Consider the following 15630-nt stretch of genomic DNA (forward strand, 5'->3'; position numbering starts at 1 on the left):
ACGTGATCCCGGCGAAGGCGGGAACAATGCCACTGGCATTATTCCCTCCAATTTCCTCACCAACGTCGCAACATCAAATCCCCCTCTGCTCTAGACTAAAGCCTTTGCCCCGCGCGGAGGCTCCATGAGCATGCTCTTCTCCCCAGTCACCCTGGGACCCCTGCAACTGTCCAACCGCATCGCCATCGCCCCGATGTGCCAGTACTCGGCAGTTGGCGGCCTCGCCACCGACTGGCACATGATCCACCTCGGCGGCCTGGCACTTTCCGGCGCCGGCCTCCTGATCATCGAAGCCACCGCCGTCACGCCGGAAGGACGCATTTCACCCGACGACCTGGGCCTGTGGTCCGACGCCCATGCCGAAGCGCTGGCGCCGGTGATCCGCGCCATGCGCAGCCACTCGCCCATCAAAATCGCCATCCAGCTCGCCCATGCCGGGCGCAAGGCGTCCAGCGAGGTGCCGTGGGAAGGCGGCGCGAATATCCCGCCGCACCAGGAGCGCGGCTGGCAGACCGTCGCGCCTTCGAACCTGCCGCATGCCGACGGCGAAACCGTGCCGCTGGCGCTGGATGAAGCAGGGCTGGCGCGTGTGAAGGAAGGCTTCGTGGCTGCGGCGCACCGCGCCCATGCGCTGGACCTCGACGCCATCGAGCTGCACGGCGCCCACGGCTACCTGCTGCACCAGTTCCTGTCGCCGCTGGCGAACCAGCGCCAGGATGCCTATGGTGGCTCGCTGGAAAACCGCATGCGCTTCCCGCTCGAGGTATTCGAGGCCGTGCGCGCCGCCGTGCCGAAGGACATGGCGGTGGGCATGCGCATCTCGGCCACCGATTGGGTCGAAGGAGGCTGGGAGATCGAACAGAGCCTGCGCTTTGCAGGCGAGCTGCAGGCGCGCGGCTGCGACTTCATGCACGTGTCCAGCGGCGGGCTGTCGCCGCGCCAGGAAATTCCGCTTGGGCCGGGCTACCAGGTGGCTTTTGCGGAGCGCATCAAGCGCGAGACGGGGGTGCCGACGATTGGCGTGGGGCTGATTACCGAGGCGCAGCAGGCCGAGGACATCCTTCAGCAGGGGCAGGCCGACGTGATCGGGCTGGCGCGCGCGATGCTGTACGACCCGCGCTGGGCGTGGCATGCGGCGGCGGAGCTGGGGGAGCAGGTGTTCGCGCCCCCGCAGTATTGGCGTTCGCAGCCGCGCGAGCACAAACATCTGTTTGGAACGACCAGGCTGGGGCAGCGCTGATGTAGGGTGGCCGGCTTCGCCGGCCGCGCGTTCACATCCTGCATGCGTCGCGGCGGAGCGATGCAAGTGGGGATTTTGCAGGGTGGGCAGGGGACCTGCCCACCCTACGGGTCGCGTCTGAGTTACAGCAGGTTATCCAGCAGATCCGGCCCGAACACTTCGCGGTGCAAACGCGCTGCCGGGGCGCCGGCTGCCAGGAGCGCATGCCACTGCGCCTGCATGAAGGGCAGGGGGCCGCACATATAGACATTGGTCTCGGTGCGTGGCCACGATGGAAGGCGGGCGAGGTCCATCTTCCCGGGCAGGGCGCCGTCGCCTTCTTCATGGAAGCTCACCACCACCAGGTGCGGCATGCGCGCCCGTGCTGCGGCGACGTCACGCTGGTGCGGGTGATTCGCCGCATTGCGCGCGGCGTGGGCGAAGATCACGCGGCGTTCCGGGTTGACCATGGCGATGCGGTTCAGGGCCGCGATCATCGGCGTGATGCCGACGCCGGCCGAGAGCAGCACCACCGGCTCGTCCGATTCGGTATCGGGCAGGAAGTCGCCGAACGGGTGGGTCACGTGCAGCAGGTCGTCGACGTTCACATTATCGTGCAGCCAGGTCGATACCTCGCCGGCGGGCAGGGCACTGTCGCCATCCTCGCGCTTGACCGAAATCCGCAGGCTGTCCTTGCCAGGGGCATCCGACAAACTGTACTGGCGCAGCTGGCGGCGGCCATCGTTGAAGTCGACGGCCACGCTGACGTACTGACCGGCCCGGAACGGCGGCAAGGCCCCATCGACCGGCGCAAAGCGGATCGAAGCGACGTTATCGCTTTCGCGTACGACGTCCAGCACGCGCATCGGGCGCGTCTCGCCCGGCTGCACGCCGGCGTCGGCATACATCTTCGCTTCCGCATCGACCAACAGGGTCGCCAGCGAGGTATAGGCTTCTTCCCATGCCTTGAGCAGCGGCTCGGTGGCGGCATCGCCCAGGATCGACTTGATCGCGCCGAGCAGGTGGTGGCCGACGATCGGGTAGTGCTCGGCGCGGATGCCCACCGAGGCGTGCTTGTGCACGATGCGGCTCACGACCGGACCGAGCGCCCCTGCGTTGCCGATGTTGGCGGCATACGCGAACACGGCCGAGGCCAGCGACTGCTGCTGCGCGCCATTCGCCTGGTTGCCCATGTTGAACAGCCGGGTCAGCTCCGGGTGCGCCGCGAACATGCTGCGGTAGAACTCGGTGGTGATGGCCAGGCCATGCTCGCGCAGCACCGGAACGGAGGCGTCGATATAGGGGCGGGAAGCGGTCGAGATCATGATGTTTTCCTTATTGATGCATTATTTATGCATGTTTAAAGCTAAAAAAAGGGTCCGGGCGGTGGGTAATTCGTGCGGACACAGCCATTTTATCAAAGATGCAGAAAATATGCATCTTTGATTAAACTATTTTTCGGTGATAACAAAACAACCCCTATAATCGCAGGCTTTGATTGGCGCTTGCTCTTGCGCCGTCGACCTTGCCAACCGCACCAAAGGACTTGCCGTGAATCTGACCCTGGGCCAAAAGCTGATCCGCACGAAACCCGCTGGACGTCATCATGACGACAGCGACGGCACGAGCGACGGCGGCCTGCAGCGGTCGCTCGGCCTGTTCCCGCTGACGATGATCGGCGTCGGCGCCACCATCGGCACCGGCATTTTCTTCACGATGGCCGAAGCGGTGCCCAAGGCCGGCCCGGCGGTGATTCTCTCCTTTTTGCTGGCGGCCCTGACCGCCGGCCTGACCGCGCTGTGCTATGCCGAGCTGGCCGGGCGCGTGCCTGCCGCCGGTTCGTCTTACTCGTTCGCCTATGCGACCGTCGGCGAGTTTGCCGCCTTCATCGTGGCGGCCTGCCTGCTGCTCGAATACGGCCTGGCCGGCAGTGCTGTCGCGATCGGCTGGTCCGATTACCTGAACAACTTCCTGGTCAACGCCTTCGGGTGGGAGATCCCGGCCCATTTGCGGTCCCCGATGTTCGTGTCCGAACACCATAACGTCCATTTCACCCCAGGGAATTTCAACCTGCCGCCGGTGCTGCTGGTGATCATGTGCTGCATCCTGCTGGTGCGCGGCACCAAGGAATCGGCCACCACCAATGCCGTCATGGTGCTGATCAAGCTGGCAATCCTGATCTTCTTCTCGGTGATCGCCCTGACCGGTTTCAATGCCGCCAACTTCACGCCCTTCTTCAACCCGGACCCGGGCACCGGCTTCGTCGGCACCGCCGGCGTGACCGCGGCCGCGGCCACCGTGTTCTTCTCCTTCATCGGCCTGGACACCATCGCCACCGCCGGCGAAGAGGTGAACAACCCGCGCCGCAACGTGCCGATCGGGATCCTGGCGGCTCTCCTGATCGTGACCGTGTTCTACCTGCTGGTGGCCGTCGCCGCAGTCGGTGCGCAGCCTGCCGCGATGTTCGCGGGCCAGGAAGCCGGCCTGTCGGTGATCCTGCAGAACGTGACCGGCCAGGCCTGGCCGGCGCTGGTGCTATCGGCCGGCGCGGTGGTATCGGTGTCCTCGGTGACCCTGGTGACGATCTACGGCCAGACCCGCATCCTGTATGCGATCAGCCGCGACGGCCTGATCCCGAAGACCTTCCAGAAGGTGAACAAGCGCACCCTGGCCCCGACCGCCAACACCGTGATCGTCTGCGTGGCGGTAGGCCTGGTGGCCGGCCTGGTCGATGCGACCTTCTTGTGGGACATGGTGAGCATGGGCACGCTGACCGCCTTCATCGTGGTCTCGATCGCGGTCCCGGTGATCCGCGCCAAGCAGGGCGCCGGCGAGCCGGGCAGCTTCCGCGTGCCTTTCGGTCCCTATGTGATCCCGGGCCTGTCGGTGCTCGCCTGCCTGTACATCATGAAGGATTTGTCGGCGACCACCTTCCGGATGTTCTTCATCTGGATGGCGGTGGCGGTGGCCACCTATTTCCTGTACAGCGTGCGCCATAGCCGCCTGAACAAGGCGTCCTAAGTTGGAGAGTTTCGAGCGGCGGCGCGACCGCTTCAACCTGTTCGACGGCATGGACAGCGCGGCGGTCAACCTGTGCTTCCCGCTCGAGCTGCCGGACTTCCGGCCCTGGTGCAAGCAGCAGGGCCTGGCCCCTTTCCACGTGCTGCTGTGCGCGGTGCTGCGCTCGGTGCTGAAGATCGAGAATTTCCGCTGGCGCCTGCTCGACGGCGAAGTATTCCGCATCGACCGCCTGCGGCCCTCGTTCACGGTGGTGAACCACCACAATGACCTGAATTTCGCCCAGTTCGCCTGGACCGACGACCTGCGCGAATTCGTCACGCGCGGCATCGCGGCGCGCGAGGAAGCGGGCGCCATGACGGAACTGAACGCCACCTACCGCACCATGTCGGCGCGCGAGGCAAAGGAGCAGGTCTTTGTCACCTGCATCCCCTGGCTCGCGTTCACCTCGATCCAGCATCCGAGCATATCGCTGGCGCATCCGGATATCCCCTCGTTCGCATGGGGTAAGTTCCGGGATGCCGGCGGCGGGCGCCTGGAGCTGCCGTTCTCGGTGCAGGCCCACCACGGCTTCGTCGACGGCTTCCACATCCACCAGCTGGCGCAGCAGGTGGCGGCGGAGCTGGAAGCGATGATGGCTTGACCCGACGTCAAGCCTCCAGCACTGCCTTCAGCCGTACCAGCGCTTCGCCCCAGGCCTTGCGATAGCCATCCGCCGCGGCGCGGTTCTGCAGGCGCTCGATCGTGACCGTCACCGTGCACTTGTCCGCTACCGGCGTGAATTTCACTTCCAGCGGCGTGGGCATGCCCAGCTCCGGGTCTTCCCACAGCATGCGCACGTTCTTTCCCGGCGTCGCCTTGCGGATGGTGGCGGCATTTCCGTCCGCGTTGGTCCAGCGCCCGCCCGGGACCAGCTCGATCTGGTTGCTCGGGCCGAACCACCGGTCCAGTTGCGCCGGCTCGGCAAACGCCGCATAGCAGGCCTGCGCATCGGCCTTGACGCTCTTGGTGGCGCAGATCGAATAGCCGGTGAGCTTGCCGTCCTTTTCCAACTGGCCGCGCGCGCGCTCGTACTCGTTGGAGATGGTGGCGACCCACCACATGTCGATCTTCAGCTCGCCGTACAACCAGGCGTTGATGCCGCGCCGGCCGAGCGCCGGTCCACCCTTCTCGTCGATGCGGCCGAACCACTCGGCGAGCGTGGCGCCGGTGGCCTTGTGCGCAGTTGCGTCGCTGATGTCGTGGTCTGCCTGCAGCGTGATCTTCATGGGCTCTCCTGATGGCATCCCCGATGGGACGGATGCGGGGAATCATAGCATTCTGATTCCTCCAAGAAAAAAGCCACGCAGGCTCGCGCCCGCGTGGCTTTCCAGGTGGCGCCCTCGGGGCGCCACGTCAACGCTTATTGCGCGTTCATTTCCTTCAGCAGGTTGTCGGCCTTGTCCACGTGCTTCATGTTCCACAGCATGTAACGGCTGTCGACCTGGATCGAGCGGGTGTTGGCGTTGTTGAAGTCCCAGTCCGAGATGATCGAATCCAGGGTGCCGTCGAAGGCCAGGCCGATCAGTTCGCCCTTGGCGTTCAGTGCGGCCGAACCCGAGTTGCCGCCGGTGATGTCCAGCGTGGCCAGGTAGTTGACCGGCACGGTCTTGAGCTTCGGATCGACATACTTGCCGAAATCCTTGGCCTTGATCGCCGCCAGTTGTGGCGCCGGTGCATTGAACTCGCCTTCGCCGGTGTGCTTCGCGGTGATGCCCTTGGTGCTGGTGAACGCGGTCCAGGCGCCGGTGCCGTCGGCGCCGTGGCTGCGGCCGGCGATCTTGCCGAAGGTAACGCGCAGGGTGCCGTTGGCGTCCGGATAGACGGCCTGGCCGCGGCTATTCATGTAGGCGATCTTGGCCTTCATGTAGTTGCCGTAGGCTTGCTGGATCTTGCCGGCCAGTTCCTCTTCCTTGGCTTCATCCTTCATGCCCGCGTCGTACATCGCGACCGCGGCCTTGATGAAGCTGTCGTTCGAGGCCTGGAATTCGGCCGGCGATTTCTTCAGCCATGCGCTGCGCTCGTCCTTGTTGGCGAGCTTGGAACCGGCATAGATGCGGTCCAGTGCTGCCTTCAGTTCGGCTTCGGTCATGCCCGCGCGCAGGCCCAGGGCGGCGTCGAAGGCGGCGTCGCGTTCGGCGGCAGGCTGTGCGTTGTACTTGGCCAGGAAGTTCAGCACCAGCGCCTTGTCGACCTTTTCGTCATAGGTGCGGTCCTGGCCGGCGATAACCGAGTTCCAGCGCGGCATGTCACGTTCCTGGTAGCCCGACTTGCGCTCGGTATCCGGCTTGGTGCGCTCGTTGGCCAGGCGGTACAGCGAACGCGCCGAGGACAGGAACTTCGGCTGCGCATAGCCCAGGAAGAAGGTCTTTTTCGCGCCGGCGTCGCGCTCGGCGATCAGCTGCTCGACCTGCTCGATGTCGGCGCCGTACTGGGCCTTGCGGGCCGCATTGGCGTTGACCCAGGTTTTCAGTGCAGTGTGCTCGGCGGTCTTGCGCTGCAGGAAGTCGCTACCCTCGTAGGAGGTCAGCATGCCCTTGCGGTTCTTGTAGTAGTTGTTGACGTTGGCGACCTGGCCGGCGTACTTGAGCTTGGCGGCCGGATCGTTCTTGGTCTCGCGCTCGATGATGGCCAGGGTCTCGCCCGATGCCGCAACAAAAGCAGGGTAGTTCCAGTCGAAGGTCGATGCGACTTCCGACGGCAGGCGGTGGCGGTTGGTGCGGCCAGGGTAGCCCAGCACCATGATGAAATCGCCTTCTTTCGCGCCTTCCTTGGCGATCTTCAGGACGTGTTTCGGCTGGTAAGGAACGTTGTCCTTCGAGAACTCGGCGGCCTTGCCGTCCTTGCTCACGTAGGCGCGGTAGAAGCCGTAGTCGCCGGTGTGGCGCGGCCACATCCAGTTGTCGGTATCGCCGCCGAACTTGCCGACGCCGGCCGGTGGCGCATGCACCAGGCGCACGTCGCGGATCTCGAGCTGCTTCAGGCGATAGAACTCCAGGCCGCCGTAGTAGCTTGCCACGGTGCAGCGGTAACCTGCATCCTTTTCGCATTCGGCCACCAGTTTCTTCTGGTTCTTTTCGATGGCGTCGATGCGGGCCTTGCCGCTCAGCTTGGCGACTTCAGGCGTGATGACCTGGGTGGTGACATTGGCGACTTCCTCGGTCACGTAGACGCGGCTGCCCGGGGCGGCCGGCAGTTCCTCATTGAGGCTCTTGGCCAGGAAACCGTTGGCCAGCAGGTCGCGTTCCGGAGTCGAATTGACCGCGATGCTGTTGTAGACGCAGTGGTGGTTGGTGACCACCAGGCCCTGTGGCGACACGAACGACGCCGAGCAGCCGCCCAGGCTCACGATGGCGCCCATCGGGAATTCGGTCAGCTTGGTCAGGTTCGACGGATCCAGCTTGAGGCCGGCGGCTTTCAGTTGCTTGGCTACTTGTGGCAGCTGCTGCGGCATCCACATGCCTTCGTCCGCTTGTGCGGCGAAGCTGGTCAGGATGGCCAGCGAGAGGAGAGTCTTTTTCATTCGCGTCAGTCTTTTAGGGAAGGGAACACTCTTGGGGCTCCATGAGCATCCAAGAGTATCGGTAATACATATCCCTAACGTCAACCACTATTTCGACTGCGCAAATCAAATGTTTTCCAAGGGAAAAACTACGCTGGCGCCGGGTATTTACAACTGGGCTTTCACCAGCGATGCCAGGCCGGTCGTCACGCGCTGCCACCATGGGCGTTCGCGGAATGCTTCCGCCGTTACCTGCTTGGCCAGGCGCCAGTCGGCTTCGAAAATGGCTTCCTGCTGGCGCGCGAAGACCGGGTCCAGCACGTTCAGGTTGGCTTCGTCGTTGATGCTGAACGAGCGGTTGTCGAAATTGGTGGAACCGACCGACACCAGCAGCGAATCGACGATCAGCCCTTTCACGTGGTACATGGTGGGCTGGTATTCGGCGAGCTTGACGCCGGCGGCCAGCAGCTCGGGCCAGCGCTCGCGCGAGGCAGCCTTGACCAGGTCGGAATCGATGTACTTGCCCGGCATGATGATGCGCACCCGCACCCCGCGCTTTGCCGCTTCCATCAGGGTGCGAATGGTCAGGTCGTCGGGCACGAAATAGGCGGCCGACAGGTCGATCGTTTTGCGTGCCGAGGTAATGGCCATCAGGTACATCAGGTGCATCGATTCGCTGCCGCCGGTCGGCGAGCTGGAGAACATCTGGGCCGGCATGCTGCCGACCGGTTTCAGTGCCGGGAAATAATCGGCGCCGTCGAGCACGGTGCCCGTGGCCTTGAGCCAGTTGTCGTTGAACACAGCCTGCATCTGGCCGACGGCCGGGCCCTCGATGCGGAAATGGGTATCGCGCCAGTGCTTCTCGTCCTGGGCATTGCCGCGCCACTGGTCGGCGATGCCGACCCCGCCGGTAAAGCCGATCTTGCCGTCGATGACGAGCAGCTTGCGGTGGGTGCGGTTGTTCAGGCGCGCCAGTTTCCACCAGACCGGCTTGTGGTAGCGCTGCACCATGACGCCGGCGGCTTTCAGCGCATCGATCTGCGGCAGATCCATCTTCATGCTGCCCATGAAATCGAGCATCAGGTGCACCTTCACGCCGGCGCGTGCGCGTTCGGCCAGGGCATCGGAAAATTCCTTGCCGATCGACTCGGACCAGTAGATATAGGTTTCAAACGTAATGGTTTTTTCGGCGGAGCGGATCGCCGCCAGCATGGACGGAAAGATCTGGTCGCCATTGAGCAGGGTCTCGACCTTGTTGCCCTCCACGATGGGCGGCCCGAGCAGCACGCCAAGCGAACGGCGGAACTGGGCATCATTCGTGTCATAGCGGTGGGTGAGGCGGGTTTCGATCTGCTTTTCACCAGGCATGAAATTCAATGCCAGCACACCCAGCACGAGGCTGGCGGCGCAGGAGATCAGGACTATCCAGAAAATTTTTGCGGTCATATCGACTCTGAGACGTAAAAAAACCAACGCGTGAAGCGTTGGTTTTTAGTAAGGGCTATCCACTAGTTCTATTAACGAACGCGGCCACGACGCAGCAGGTTCACAATAGCCAGCAGGACGACAGCGCCCAGGAACGAGACCAGCAGCGACGAGACGCTGAAGTCGTCGGAATTAATGGTGCCCGAGCCGAACAGCGGCGACAGGAGCCAGCCGCCCAGGAAGGCGCCGACGATACCAACCACGACGTTCAAAATCATGCCCTGCTCTGCATCAGTCTTCATGACCATGCTGGCGAGCCAACCGAGAATACCACCGACGACGATCCAAATGATAAATAACATGGCTTACCTCCTTCAAAGTGAGAAAACATACCCCCAGGTCCGTTTATTGCCGTGACCATGTTGACAAGTTTAGGCACCGGCCCCCATCGGGTCGGTGCGGCAACGAACGTTAGACGGCGAATCGCCATCGCCGTTCTTCAATTCTAAAAACAACCGGCTAGGGTGCGTCAGCGAACAGAAGAGGGGGCTTGTGCGGAATATGGTTGTACTACTTGCAAGACATTCATTGTTTGCACGACCACGCACTTGAACCTTTGAAAGGATTCGCCATGAGCAACTACGATTCGAATAACAACCAGAATTCCCGTATGGTCACCGGCCTGTTCCCTGACCGTGCGAGCGCAGAACGCGCCTATAGCTCGATCTCGACCCGCGGCTATACCAAGGACGACGTCAACCTGATGATGTCGGACGATGCCCGTAAAACCCATTTCAAGGACACCGATACCGACCTGGGCAGCAAGGCTGCTGAAGGCGCGGGCATCGGCGCCGGCATCGGCGGCACCATCGGCGCCGTGCTGGCCGGTATCGCTGCAGTCGGCACCACCCTCGTGCTGCCAGGCCTTGGCCTGGTCGTAGCCGGCCCGCTGGCTGCAGCACTGGCCGGCGCCGGCGCCGGCGGCCTGACCGGCGGCCTGATCGGCGCGCTGATCGGCGCAGGCATCCCTGAAGACCGCGCTGCACACTACGAAGAAGGCATCAAGAAGGGTGGCATCGTGATGGGCGTGAACGCCCGTTCGGACGAAGATGCACGCCATATCGAACAATCGTTCACCGACAATGGCGGTAGCCATGTGATCGGTGCCGGCCTGGGCGCCGTTGGTGGTGCCATCGTCGGCGCCGGCATCGGTTCGGTAGCTGGCCCGATCGGTACCGTCGCTGGTGCAGCCATCGGCGCCGTCACCGGCGGCATGGCCGGCAAGGGCGTGGGCGAAGTCGTGAATCCGAAGGCCGGCGACGACCTGTCGGAACACTACCTGGCCAAGGGTACCGGTGCCGGCACCGGCGCCGCAGTTGGCGCAATGGCAGGCGCAGTAGCCGGTCCGATCGGCATGGCGGCAGGTGCGATCGTCGGTGGCCTGGCGGGCGGCGCAGCCGGCAAGGGCGCTGGCGAAGTCGTGAACCCGAAGGCGGGCGACGACCTGAACGACCATAACCTGGCGCAAGGCGTCGGTGGCGCCGGCGGCGCAGCCGTCGGTGCGGCAGTCGGCTCGATAGCCGGCCCGATCGGCACCGCAGCAGGCGCCATCATCGGCGGCATGGCAGGCGGCGCAGCCGGCCAGGGCACGGGCGAAGTCATCAACCCGAAGCCGGGCGACGAACTGCGTGACCACCACCTGGGCACCGGCGTCGGCGCAGCAGGCGGCGCCGCAGTCGGCGGCACCGTGATCGGCGCAGCCGTGGGCGGCCCGATCGGTGCGGTGGCAGGCGCCGGCATCGGCGCAGCCATCGGCAGCATGGCGGGCAAGGGCGTGGCCAAGATGGTCAATCCAGCGGAAGAAGAAGCCCACTGGCGCACCCAGTACCAGACCCAGCCGTACTACACCCCGGGCTACACCTATGACGACTATGCACCGGCCTATGCGCTGGGCTACAACGGCGCCGGCCGTTATCCAGGTGGCTACGACACGCACGAAAGCGAACTGTCGAGCGAGTGGGACCGCACCAAGGGTGCATCGCGCCTGAACTGGGACCAGGCCAAGCACGCTTCGCGCGCTGCATGGCACAAGGTCGAGCGCGCCATCCCGGGTGACCTGGACCGCGACGGCCGTTAATCGTTGACGTCGCCGCCCGAAACCGGCGGTGATGCGATGAAAAAAAGCCCCGCTGCCGTCATGGCAGCGGGGCTTTTTCCTTATTTTCTTGAGGCGGGGCGCTTATTGCTTGACCGCTTCCACCTGGATCAGCAGCTTCACTTCCGGCGAGAAGCGCGGCAGGCCGAAGTTGACGCCATAGTCGCTGCGCTTGAACTGGGCAGTGACGTCGGCGCCGCAGACTTCGCGTTTCAGCATCGGGTGGTCGATGCACTTGAATTTGTTGATGGTCATGGTCAGGGGCTTGGTCACGCCGTGCAGGGTGAATTCGCCATCGGCCGAGGTCGGCACATCGCCGGTGAACTTGATCGTCTTGGCCTTGAAGGTCGCGGTCGGGAATTTGGCGACATCAAAGATGTCTTCCTTCTTCGCGTGCTCGTTCATTTTTTCGTGGCCGAAGTCGATGCTGGTGGTGTCCACGGTGATGTCGATCGTGCCGGTCCTGGCTGCGCGGTCGAGGGTCACAGTACCTTCGGTCTTGTTGAACTTGCCGCGCCAGACCGAGATGCCCATGTGGTCGGCTTCGAAGCTCGGATAAGTGTGGTTCGGGTCGATCTTGTAGGTGTCGGCGGCGGCAAAAGCGGCGCCGGTGCTCAGGGCGGCCAGGGCCGCGATCAGGTGCTTGATTTTCATGTGTTCCATTTCCTTATAAATATGGGTATTGATGAGTGGTGTTTCTTAATCATGGAGCTGCAGTGACACGGAACTTGATGACGACCTCATCGGCGACCATGCTCGTGTCCTTCCACTCGCCTTCGCCAATATTGAACGCCAGCCGCTTGATCGGCAACTGACCTTCGAACACCTGTTTCCCGGCCTCGGTCTTCAGGGTCAGCGGAAAACTCACGTTGGCGCTGCGTCCCTTGATGCTCAGCTTGCCGCTAACCGTCAACTTGCCGGCGCCGGCCGGCGCGATCGCGCTCGAGACGAAGCTGGCCTTCGGGAATTGCGCGGCGTTGAACCAGTCCTTCCTGGCGACTTCCTTGTTGTATTCGGGATCGCCCAGGTCGAGGCTGGCGGTCACGATGTCGACGCTGGCCTTCGACGCGGCCGGCTGGGCCGCGTTGTAGTCGATCTGCGCGGTAAATTGCGTGAATTTCGCTTCGACCGGCACGCCCATCTGCTTGAACACGGCCGAGACGCTGCTCCTGGCCGGATCGGTTTTCAGCGGTACGGCGCTTGCAACGGCGCTCGCCAGGAGGGAGGCCATCAACAGGCCCTTGAGTGGTTTCATCGTGATCCCTTCGAAGTAGAAAAAGGCAGCATGCGTCCCATCACGCCGTCGCGGTCGACCAGCAGGTGCTTGAACGCGGCCGCCACGTGCAGGCCGACGAGCGCGGCCAGCAGCATGTTGAGCCAGTAATGGACATCTTTCAGCACCAGCTTGAGCGCCGGATCGGCGGCGATCAGTACCGGCAGCTCGACCACACCGAAATACACGACCGGGACGCCGGCCGCCAGGCTATAGAAATACCCGGACAGGGGCACCGCGAACATCAGCAGGTACAGCAGCCAGTGCAGGCCGTGGGCGGCGCCGCGCTGCCAGGCCGGCATCTCGTCGGCATAGGCGGGCGGGTGGCGGAACAAGCGCCACAGCAGGCGCAATGCGGCCAGGCCCAGCACGGTCACGCCGGCCCATTTATGCCACGAAAAATATTTCAGCTTGGTCGGCGTGAGGCCCGGGATATCGGTCATGACCAGCCCGAGCGTGAAGGTGCCGATGATCAGCAGGGCAATCGTCCAGTGCAGCACGATGGCTGTGTTAGTGTAGCGGTGCATTGTTTCTTTACGGAAAGCTGTACGCGTTAGAACTAACTATAGCAGTCTTTACTTCCTGCTGCTGCGAAGACTATTTTTCGCTTGAAACACTAGCACGGATTCTATTGGACGCACAGCAGTAAGGCTCGGAATGTAAAATCACCAACACAGCCGTTTATCAATATTGCTGACAGACAAAAATCGCCGCGGAGTTGCTCGATGATCATTCACCCATTGCCGTGGCAGCCCCGCGCCGCGCGCTTGTCCTTGCTGGCCGCCTGCGTCGCCGCTGCGCTTGCACTGCCGGCCGCCGCGCAAGATGCCGCCACCGCCCGGCCCGACAACCTGGCCGACCTGTCGATCGAGGAACTGGCGAATATCCAGGTGACGTCGGTATCGAAGAAGCCGGAGCGCCTGCAGGATGCGCCGGCCTCGGTGTATGTGATCACCGCCGACGAGCTGCGCCGCTCCGGCGCGCGCAGCCTGCCCGAGGCGCTGCGGCTGGCGCCCAACCTGCACGTGGCGCAAAGCTCGACCTACGGCCATGCGATCAGCGCGCGCGGCCTGAACGGCAGTAACAATAGCGGACCGAACAAGCTGCTGGTCATGATCGACGGCCGCTCGGTGTACGCGCCGCTGTTCTCCGGCGTGTTCTGGGACATGCAGGACGTGATGCTCGACGACATCGAGCGCATCGAAGTCATCAGCGGCCCGGGCGGCACGATGTGGGGCGTGAATGCCGTGAACGGGGTCATCAACATCACGACGCGTTCGGCCCACGCCACCCAGGGCAGCCTCGCTTCACTGCGCGCTACCACCAATGGCGCCGACGCGGCCTTCCGCCAGGGCGGGCGCGCCGGCGACGCAAGCTGGCGCGCGTACGGCAAGGTGCTGCAGCGTTCGCACAGCGAAACCGAGGCCGGCACGCGCGTGAACGACGCCTGGCGCCAGGCCCAGCTGGGCTTCCGCGCCGACTGGGAGCGCGGCAGCGATACCTTCAGCATCAACGGCAACCTGGTCCGCGGCCGGCCCGAACAGCCGGAGCCGGGCGAGATCTCGGTCACCGGCAGCGCGCTGCGCCTGGACGATCTCGACACCGCAGGCGCCAACCTGACGGCCCACTGGGAGCGTGCGCTCGACGGCGGGGGCCGCCTCTCGGTGCAGGCCTATCTCGACCACACGCGGCGCGAGGTGCCGCCGACGTTTACCGAATCGCTGCAGATCGCCGACCTGCAGCTCGAGCACACGCTGCCGGTCTGGGGCCGCCACAGCCTGATATGGGGCGCCAACCTCCGCCACAGCTGGGACCACGTGACCAACAGCGAGGTGATCGCCTTCCTCCCGGAGCGGGAACAGCAAACCTGGGCCAGCCTGTACGCGCAGGACGAAATGGCGCTGAGTCCCGACCTGAGCCTGACCCTGGGTGCGCGCATCGAGCGCAACGACTACACCGGCAACGAATTCCTGCCGACCGCGCGCCTGGCCTGGCGCCTGTCGCCGCGCCACACCGTCTGGAGCGCGCTGTCGCGCACCGTGCGCGCACCGACCCGGCTCGATGTCGACGCCTACATCCCCGGCCGCCCGCCTTACCTGCTGCGCGGCGGGCCGCAGGTACGCTCGGAAGTGGCGCGGGTGGTCGAACTTGGCTACCGCGGCCAGCCGCTGGCCGGCCTGTCCTATTCGGCCACGCTGTTCCACAACCAGTACGACCACCTGCGCACGCAAGAAATCGACCCGACCCAGACCTTCATCACCTTCGGCAGCCTGATGGAAGGCGAAGCGACCGGCATCGAGATGTGGGGCAGCTACCAGCTGACCAATGCCTGGCGCCTGTCGGCCGGCTTCACCGCGCTGCACGAGCGCCTGCGCCTGAAAGCGGGTAGCAACGACCTGGCTGGCCCCGGATCGGCCGGCAAGGACCCGGAGCACACACTGCAGCTGCGCTCGCACTATGCCTTCGACGACCGGCGTGAACTGGAAGTGGCGCTGCACAAGGTGGCGGCGCTGGAAAATCCGGCGGTGCCGGGCTACTGGGCGCTGGATGCGCGCTTCGGCTGGCGCCTGCGGCCGAACCTGGAACTGGCGCTGGTGGGGCAGAATTTGAATGGCGGCCACGGGGAGTACGGACCGCGCGAGACGCGCGCAGAGCTTGGGCGCCGGGTGGGTGTCAAGCTGATGTGGACGAATTAAAAGCGGCGGTCACCGTTACACAGCGAGTCGCCGCCGAACCGTAAATCGAACGGCGCGATAATCGTAAACTGTGAGTTGCCGCCGAACCGTAGCGTGGGCAGATTCTGCCCACGCGTTCAAATCACGGTAGTGCAGTCCGCGCGGCTGCTCTCCCGCTGGTTGAACGCGTGGGCAAGGAACTTGCCCACCCTGTAAGGGCAAAGTAGAAATGTCCGGTTTGGGCAAAGTAGAAATGTCTGCTTTTGCGATGTAGTTCATGCTGTCGACTCCGAAAAGTTTGGGGTCCAGCGTGAGCGAAACCGG

General features: G+C 64.0%; 14 protein-coding genes. 5 read left to right on the forward strand and 9 right to left on the reverse strand.

What is annotated here, in order from left to right; all coding sequences use genetic code 11:
* The first annotated feature begins 124 nt into the window (after positions 1-124).
* Positions 125-1240: an NADH:flavin oxidoreductase/NADH oxidase gene (locus HGB41_RS22070; protein ID WP_171088463.1), complete on the forward strand. Its 1116-nt coding sequence runs from the start codon at positions 125-127 to the stop codon at positions 1238-1240.
* 122 nt (positions 1241-1362) lie between these two features.
* On the opposite strand, the gene HGB41_RS22075 is transcribed toward HGB41_RS22070, so the two are convergent.
* Positions 1363-2544 (reverse strand): globin domain-containing protein, encoded by a 1182-nt coding sequence (locus HGB41_RS22075; protein WP_171088464.1) that lies wholly within the window; start codon positions 2542-2544, stop codon positions 1363-1365.
* A 226-nt stretch (positions 2545-2770) separates the two neighbouring features.
* Here HGB41_RS22075 and HGB41_RS22080 point away from each other — a divergent pair, with 226 nt between their 5' ends.
* Both HGB41_RS22080 and HGB41_RS22085 read left to right on the forward strand, forming a co-directional pair.
* Positions 2771-4240, forward strand: a complete 1470-nt coding sequence (locus tag HGB41_RS22080; protein WP_171088465.1) for an APC family permease — start codon at positions 2771-2773, stop codon at positions 4238-4240.
* A gap of 1 nt (position 4241) precedes the next feature.
* On the forward strand, positions 4242-4880 hold the full coding sequence (locus HGB41_RS22085) for a CatA-like O-acetyltransferase (RefSeq protein WP_229423174.1): 639 nt from the start codon (positions 4242-4244) through the stop codon (positions 4878-4880).
* A gap of 7 nt (positions 4881-4887) precedes the next feature.
* Here the strand turns inward: HGB41_RS22085 and HGB41_RS22090 are convergent, their stop codons facing one another.
* From HGB41_RS22090 to HGB41_RS22105, 4 genes are all read right to left on the reverse strand, one after another.
* Complete coding sequence (locus HGB41_RS22090; protein WP_171088466.1) at positions 4888-5505, reverse strand: SRPBCC family protein; 618 nt, start codon at positions 5503-5505, stop codon at positions 4888-4890.
* A gap of 134 nt (positions 5506-5639) precedes the next feature.
* On the reverse strand, positions 5640-7799 hold the full coding sequence (locus HGB41_RS22095; protein WP_171088467.1) for a S46 family peptidase: 2160 nt from the start codon (positions 7797-7799) through the stop codon (positions 5640-5642).
* 147 nt (positions 7800-7946) lie between these two features.
* Complete coding sequence (gene cls / locus HGB41_RS22100; protein ID WP_171088468.1) at positions 7947-9224, reverse strand: cardiolipin synthase; 1278 nt, start codon at positions 9222-9224, stop codon at positions 7947-7949.
* 71 nt (positions 9225-9295) lie between these two features.
* On the reverse strand, positions 9296-9565 hold the full coding sequence (locus tag HGB41_RS22105; protein WP_171088469.1) for a GlsB/YeaQ/YmgE family stress response membrane protein: 270 nt from the start codon (positions 9563-9565) through the stop codon (positions 9296-9298).
* Positions 9566-9834: 269 nt separating this feature from the next.
* On the opposite strand from HGB41_RS22105, the gene HGB41_RS22110 reads away from it, so the two are divergent.
* On the forward strand, positions 9835-11340 hold the full coding sequence (locus HGB41_RS22110) for a hypothetical protein (protein ID WP_171088470.1): 1506 nt from the start codon (positions 9835-9837) through the stop codon (positions 11338-11340).
* 102 nt (positions 11341-11442) lie between these two features.
* Here the strand turns inward: HGB41_RS22110 and HGB41_RS22115 are convergent, their stop codons facing one another.
* The 3 genes from HGB41_RS22115 to HGB41_RS22125 are packed head-to-tail and all read right to left on the reverse strand — an operon-like array spanning position 11443 to position 13158.
* Complete coding sequence (locus tag HGB41_RS22115; protein WP_171088471.1) at positions 11443-12012, reverse strand: YceI family protein; 570 nt, start codon at positions 12010-12012, stop codon at positions 11443-11445.
* 49 nt (positions 12013-12061) lie between these two features.
* Positions 12062-12613: a YceI family protein gene (locus HGB41_RS22120; RefSeq protein ID WP_171088472.1), complete on the reverse strand. Its 552-nt coding sequence runs from the start codon at positions 12611-12613 to the stop codon at positions 12062-12064.
* The gene (locus HGB41_RS22125; RefSeq protein WP_171088473.1) at positions 12610-13158 is read right to left on the reverse strand and encodes a cytochrome b; all 549 of its coding nucleotides are present in this window, start codon (positions 13156-13158) and stop codon (positions 12610-12612) included. The genes HGB41_RS22120 and HGB41_RS22125 overlap by 4 nt, the downstream gene beginning before the upstream one ends.
* Before the next feature lie 198 nt (positions 13159-13356).
* Here HGB41_RS22125 and HGB41_RS22130 point away from each other — a divergent pair, with 198 nt between their 5' ends.
* The gene (locus tag HGB41_RS22130; protein WP_171088474.1) at positions 13357-15327 is read left to right on the forward strand and encodes a TOL_0244 family TonB-dependent receptor; all 1971 of its coding nucleotides are present in this window, start codon (positions 13357-13359) and stop codon (positions 15325-15327) included.
* 15 nt (positions 15328-15342) lie between these two features.
* Here HGB41_RS22130 and HGB41_RS23280 read toward each other — a convergent pair.
* Positions 15343-15630, reverse strand: a 288-nt coding sequence (locus HGB41_RS23280) for a hypothetical protein (protein ID WP_212761064.1), incomplete at its 5' end; no start/stop codon positions are given.

This window comes from Telluria aromaticivorans, assembly GCF_013003915.1.
GTDB classification, from domain to species: Bacteria; Pseudomonadota; Gammaproteobacteria; order Burkholderiales; family Burkholderiaceae_D; genus Telluria; species Telluria aromaticivorans.

Excerpts from the sequence above, each read along its gene's own strand:
- HGB41_RS22070 (WP_171088463.1), top strand. The coding sequence starts at position 125 with ATGAGCATGCTCTTCTCCCCAGTCACCCTGGGACCCCTGCAACTGTCC.
- HGB41_RS22075 (WP_171088464.1), bottom strand. The coding sequence starts at position 2,544 with ATGATCTCGACCGCTTCCCGCCCCTATATCGACGCCTCCGTTCCGGTG.
- HGB41_RS22090 (WP_171088466.1), bottom strand. The coding sequence starts at position 5,505 with ATGAAGATCACGCTGCAGGCAGACCACGACATCAGCGACGCAACTGCG.
- HGB41_RS22095 (WP_171088467.1), bottom strand. The coding sequence starts at position 7,799 with ATGAAAAAGACTCTCCTCTCGCTGGCCATCCTGACCAGCTTCGCCGCA.
- cls (WP_171088468.1), bottom strand. The coding sequence starts at position 9,224 with ATGACCGCAAAAATTTTCTGGATAGTCCTGATCTCCTGCGCCGCCAGC.
- HGB41_RS22105 (WP_171088469.1), bottom strand. The coding sequence starts at position 9,565 with ATGTTATTTATCATTTGGATCGTCGTCGGTGGTATTCTCGGTTGGCTC.
- HGB41_RS22110 (WP_171088470.1), top strand. The coding sequence starts at position 9,835 with ATGAGCAACTACGATTCGAATAACAACCAGAATTCCCGTATGGTCACC.
- HGB41_RS22115 (WP_171088471.1), bottom strand. The coding sequence starts at position 12,012 with ATGAAAATCAAGCACCTGATCGCGGCCCTGGCCGCCCTGAGCACCGGC.
- HGB41_RS22120 (WP_171088472.1), bottom strand. The coding sequence starts at position 12,613 with ATGAAACCACTCAAGGGCCTGTTGATGGCCTCCCTCCTGGCGAGCGCC.
- HGB41_RS22125 (WP_171088473.1), bottom strand. The coding sequence starts at position 13,158 with ATGCACCGCTACACTAACACAGCCATCGTGCTGCACTGGACGATTGCC.
- HGB41_RS22130 (WP_171088474.1), top strand. The coding sequence starts at position 13,357 with ATGATCATTCACCCATTGCCGTGGCAGCCCCGCGCCGCGCGCTTGTCC.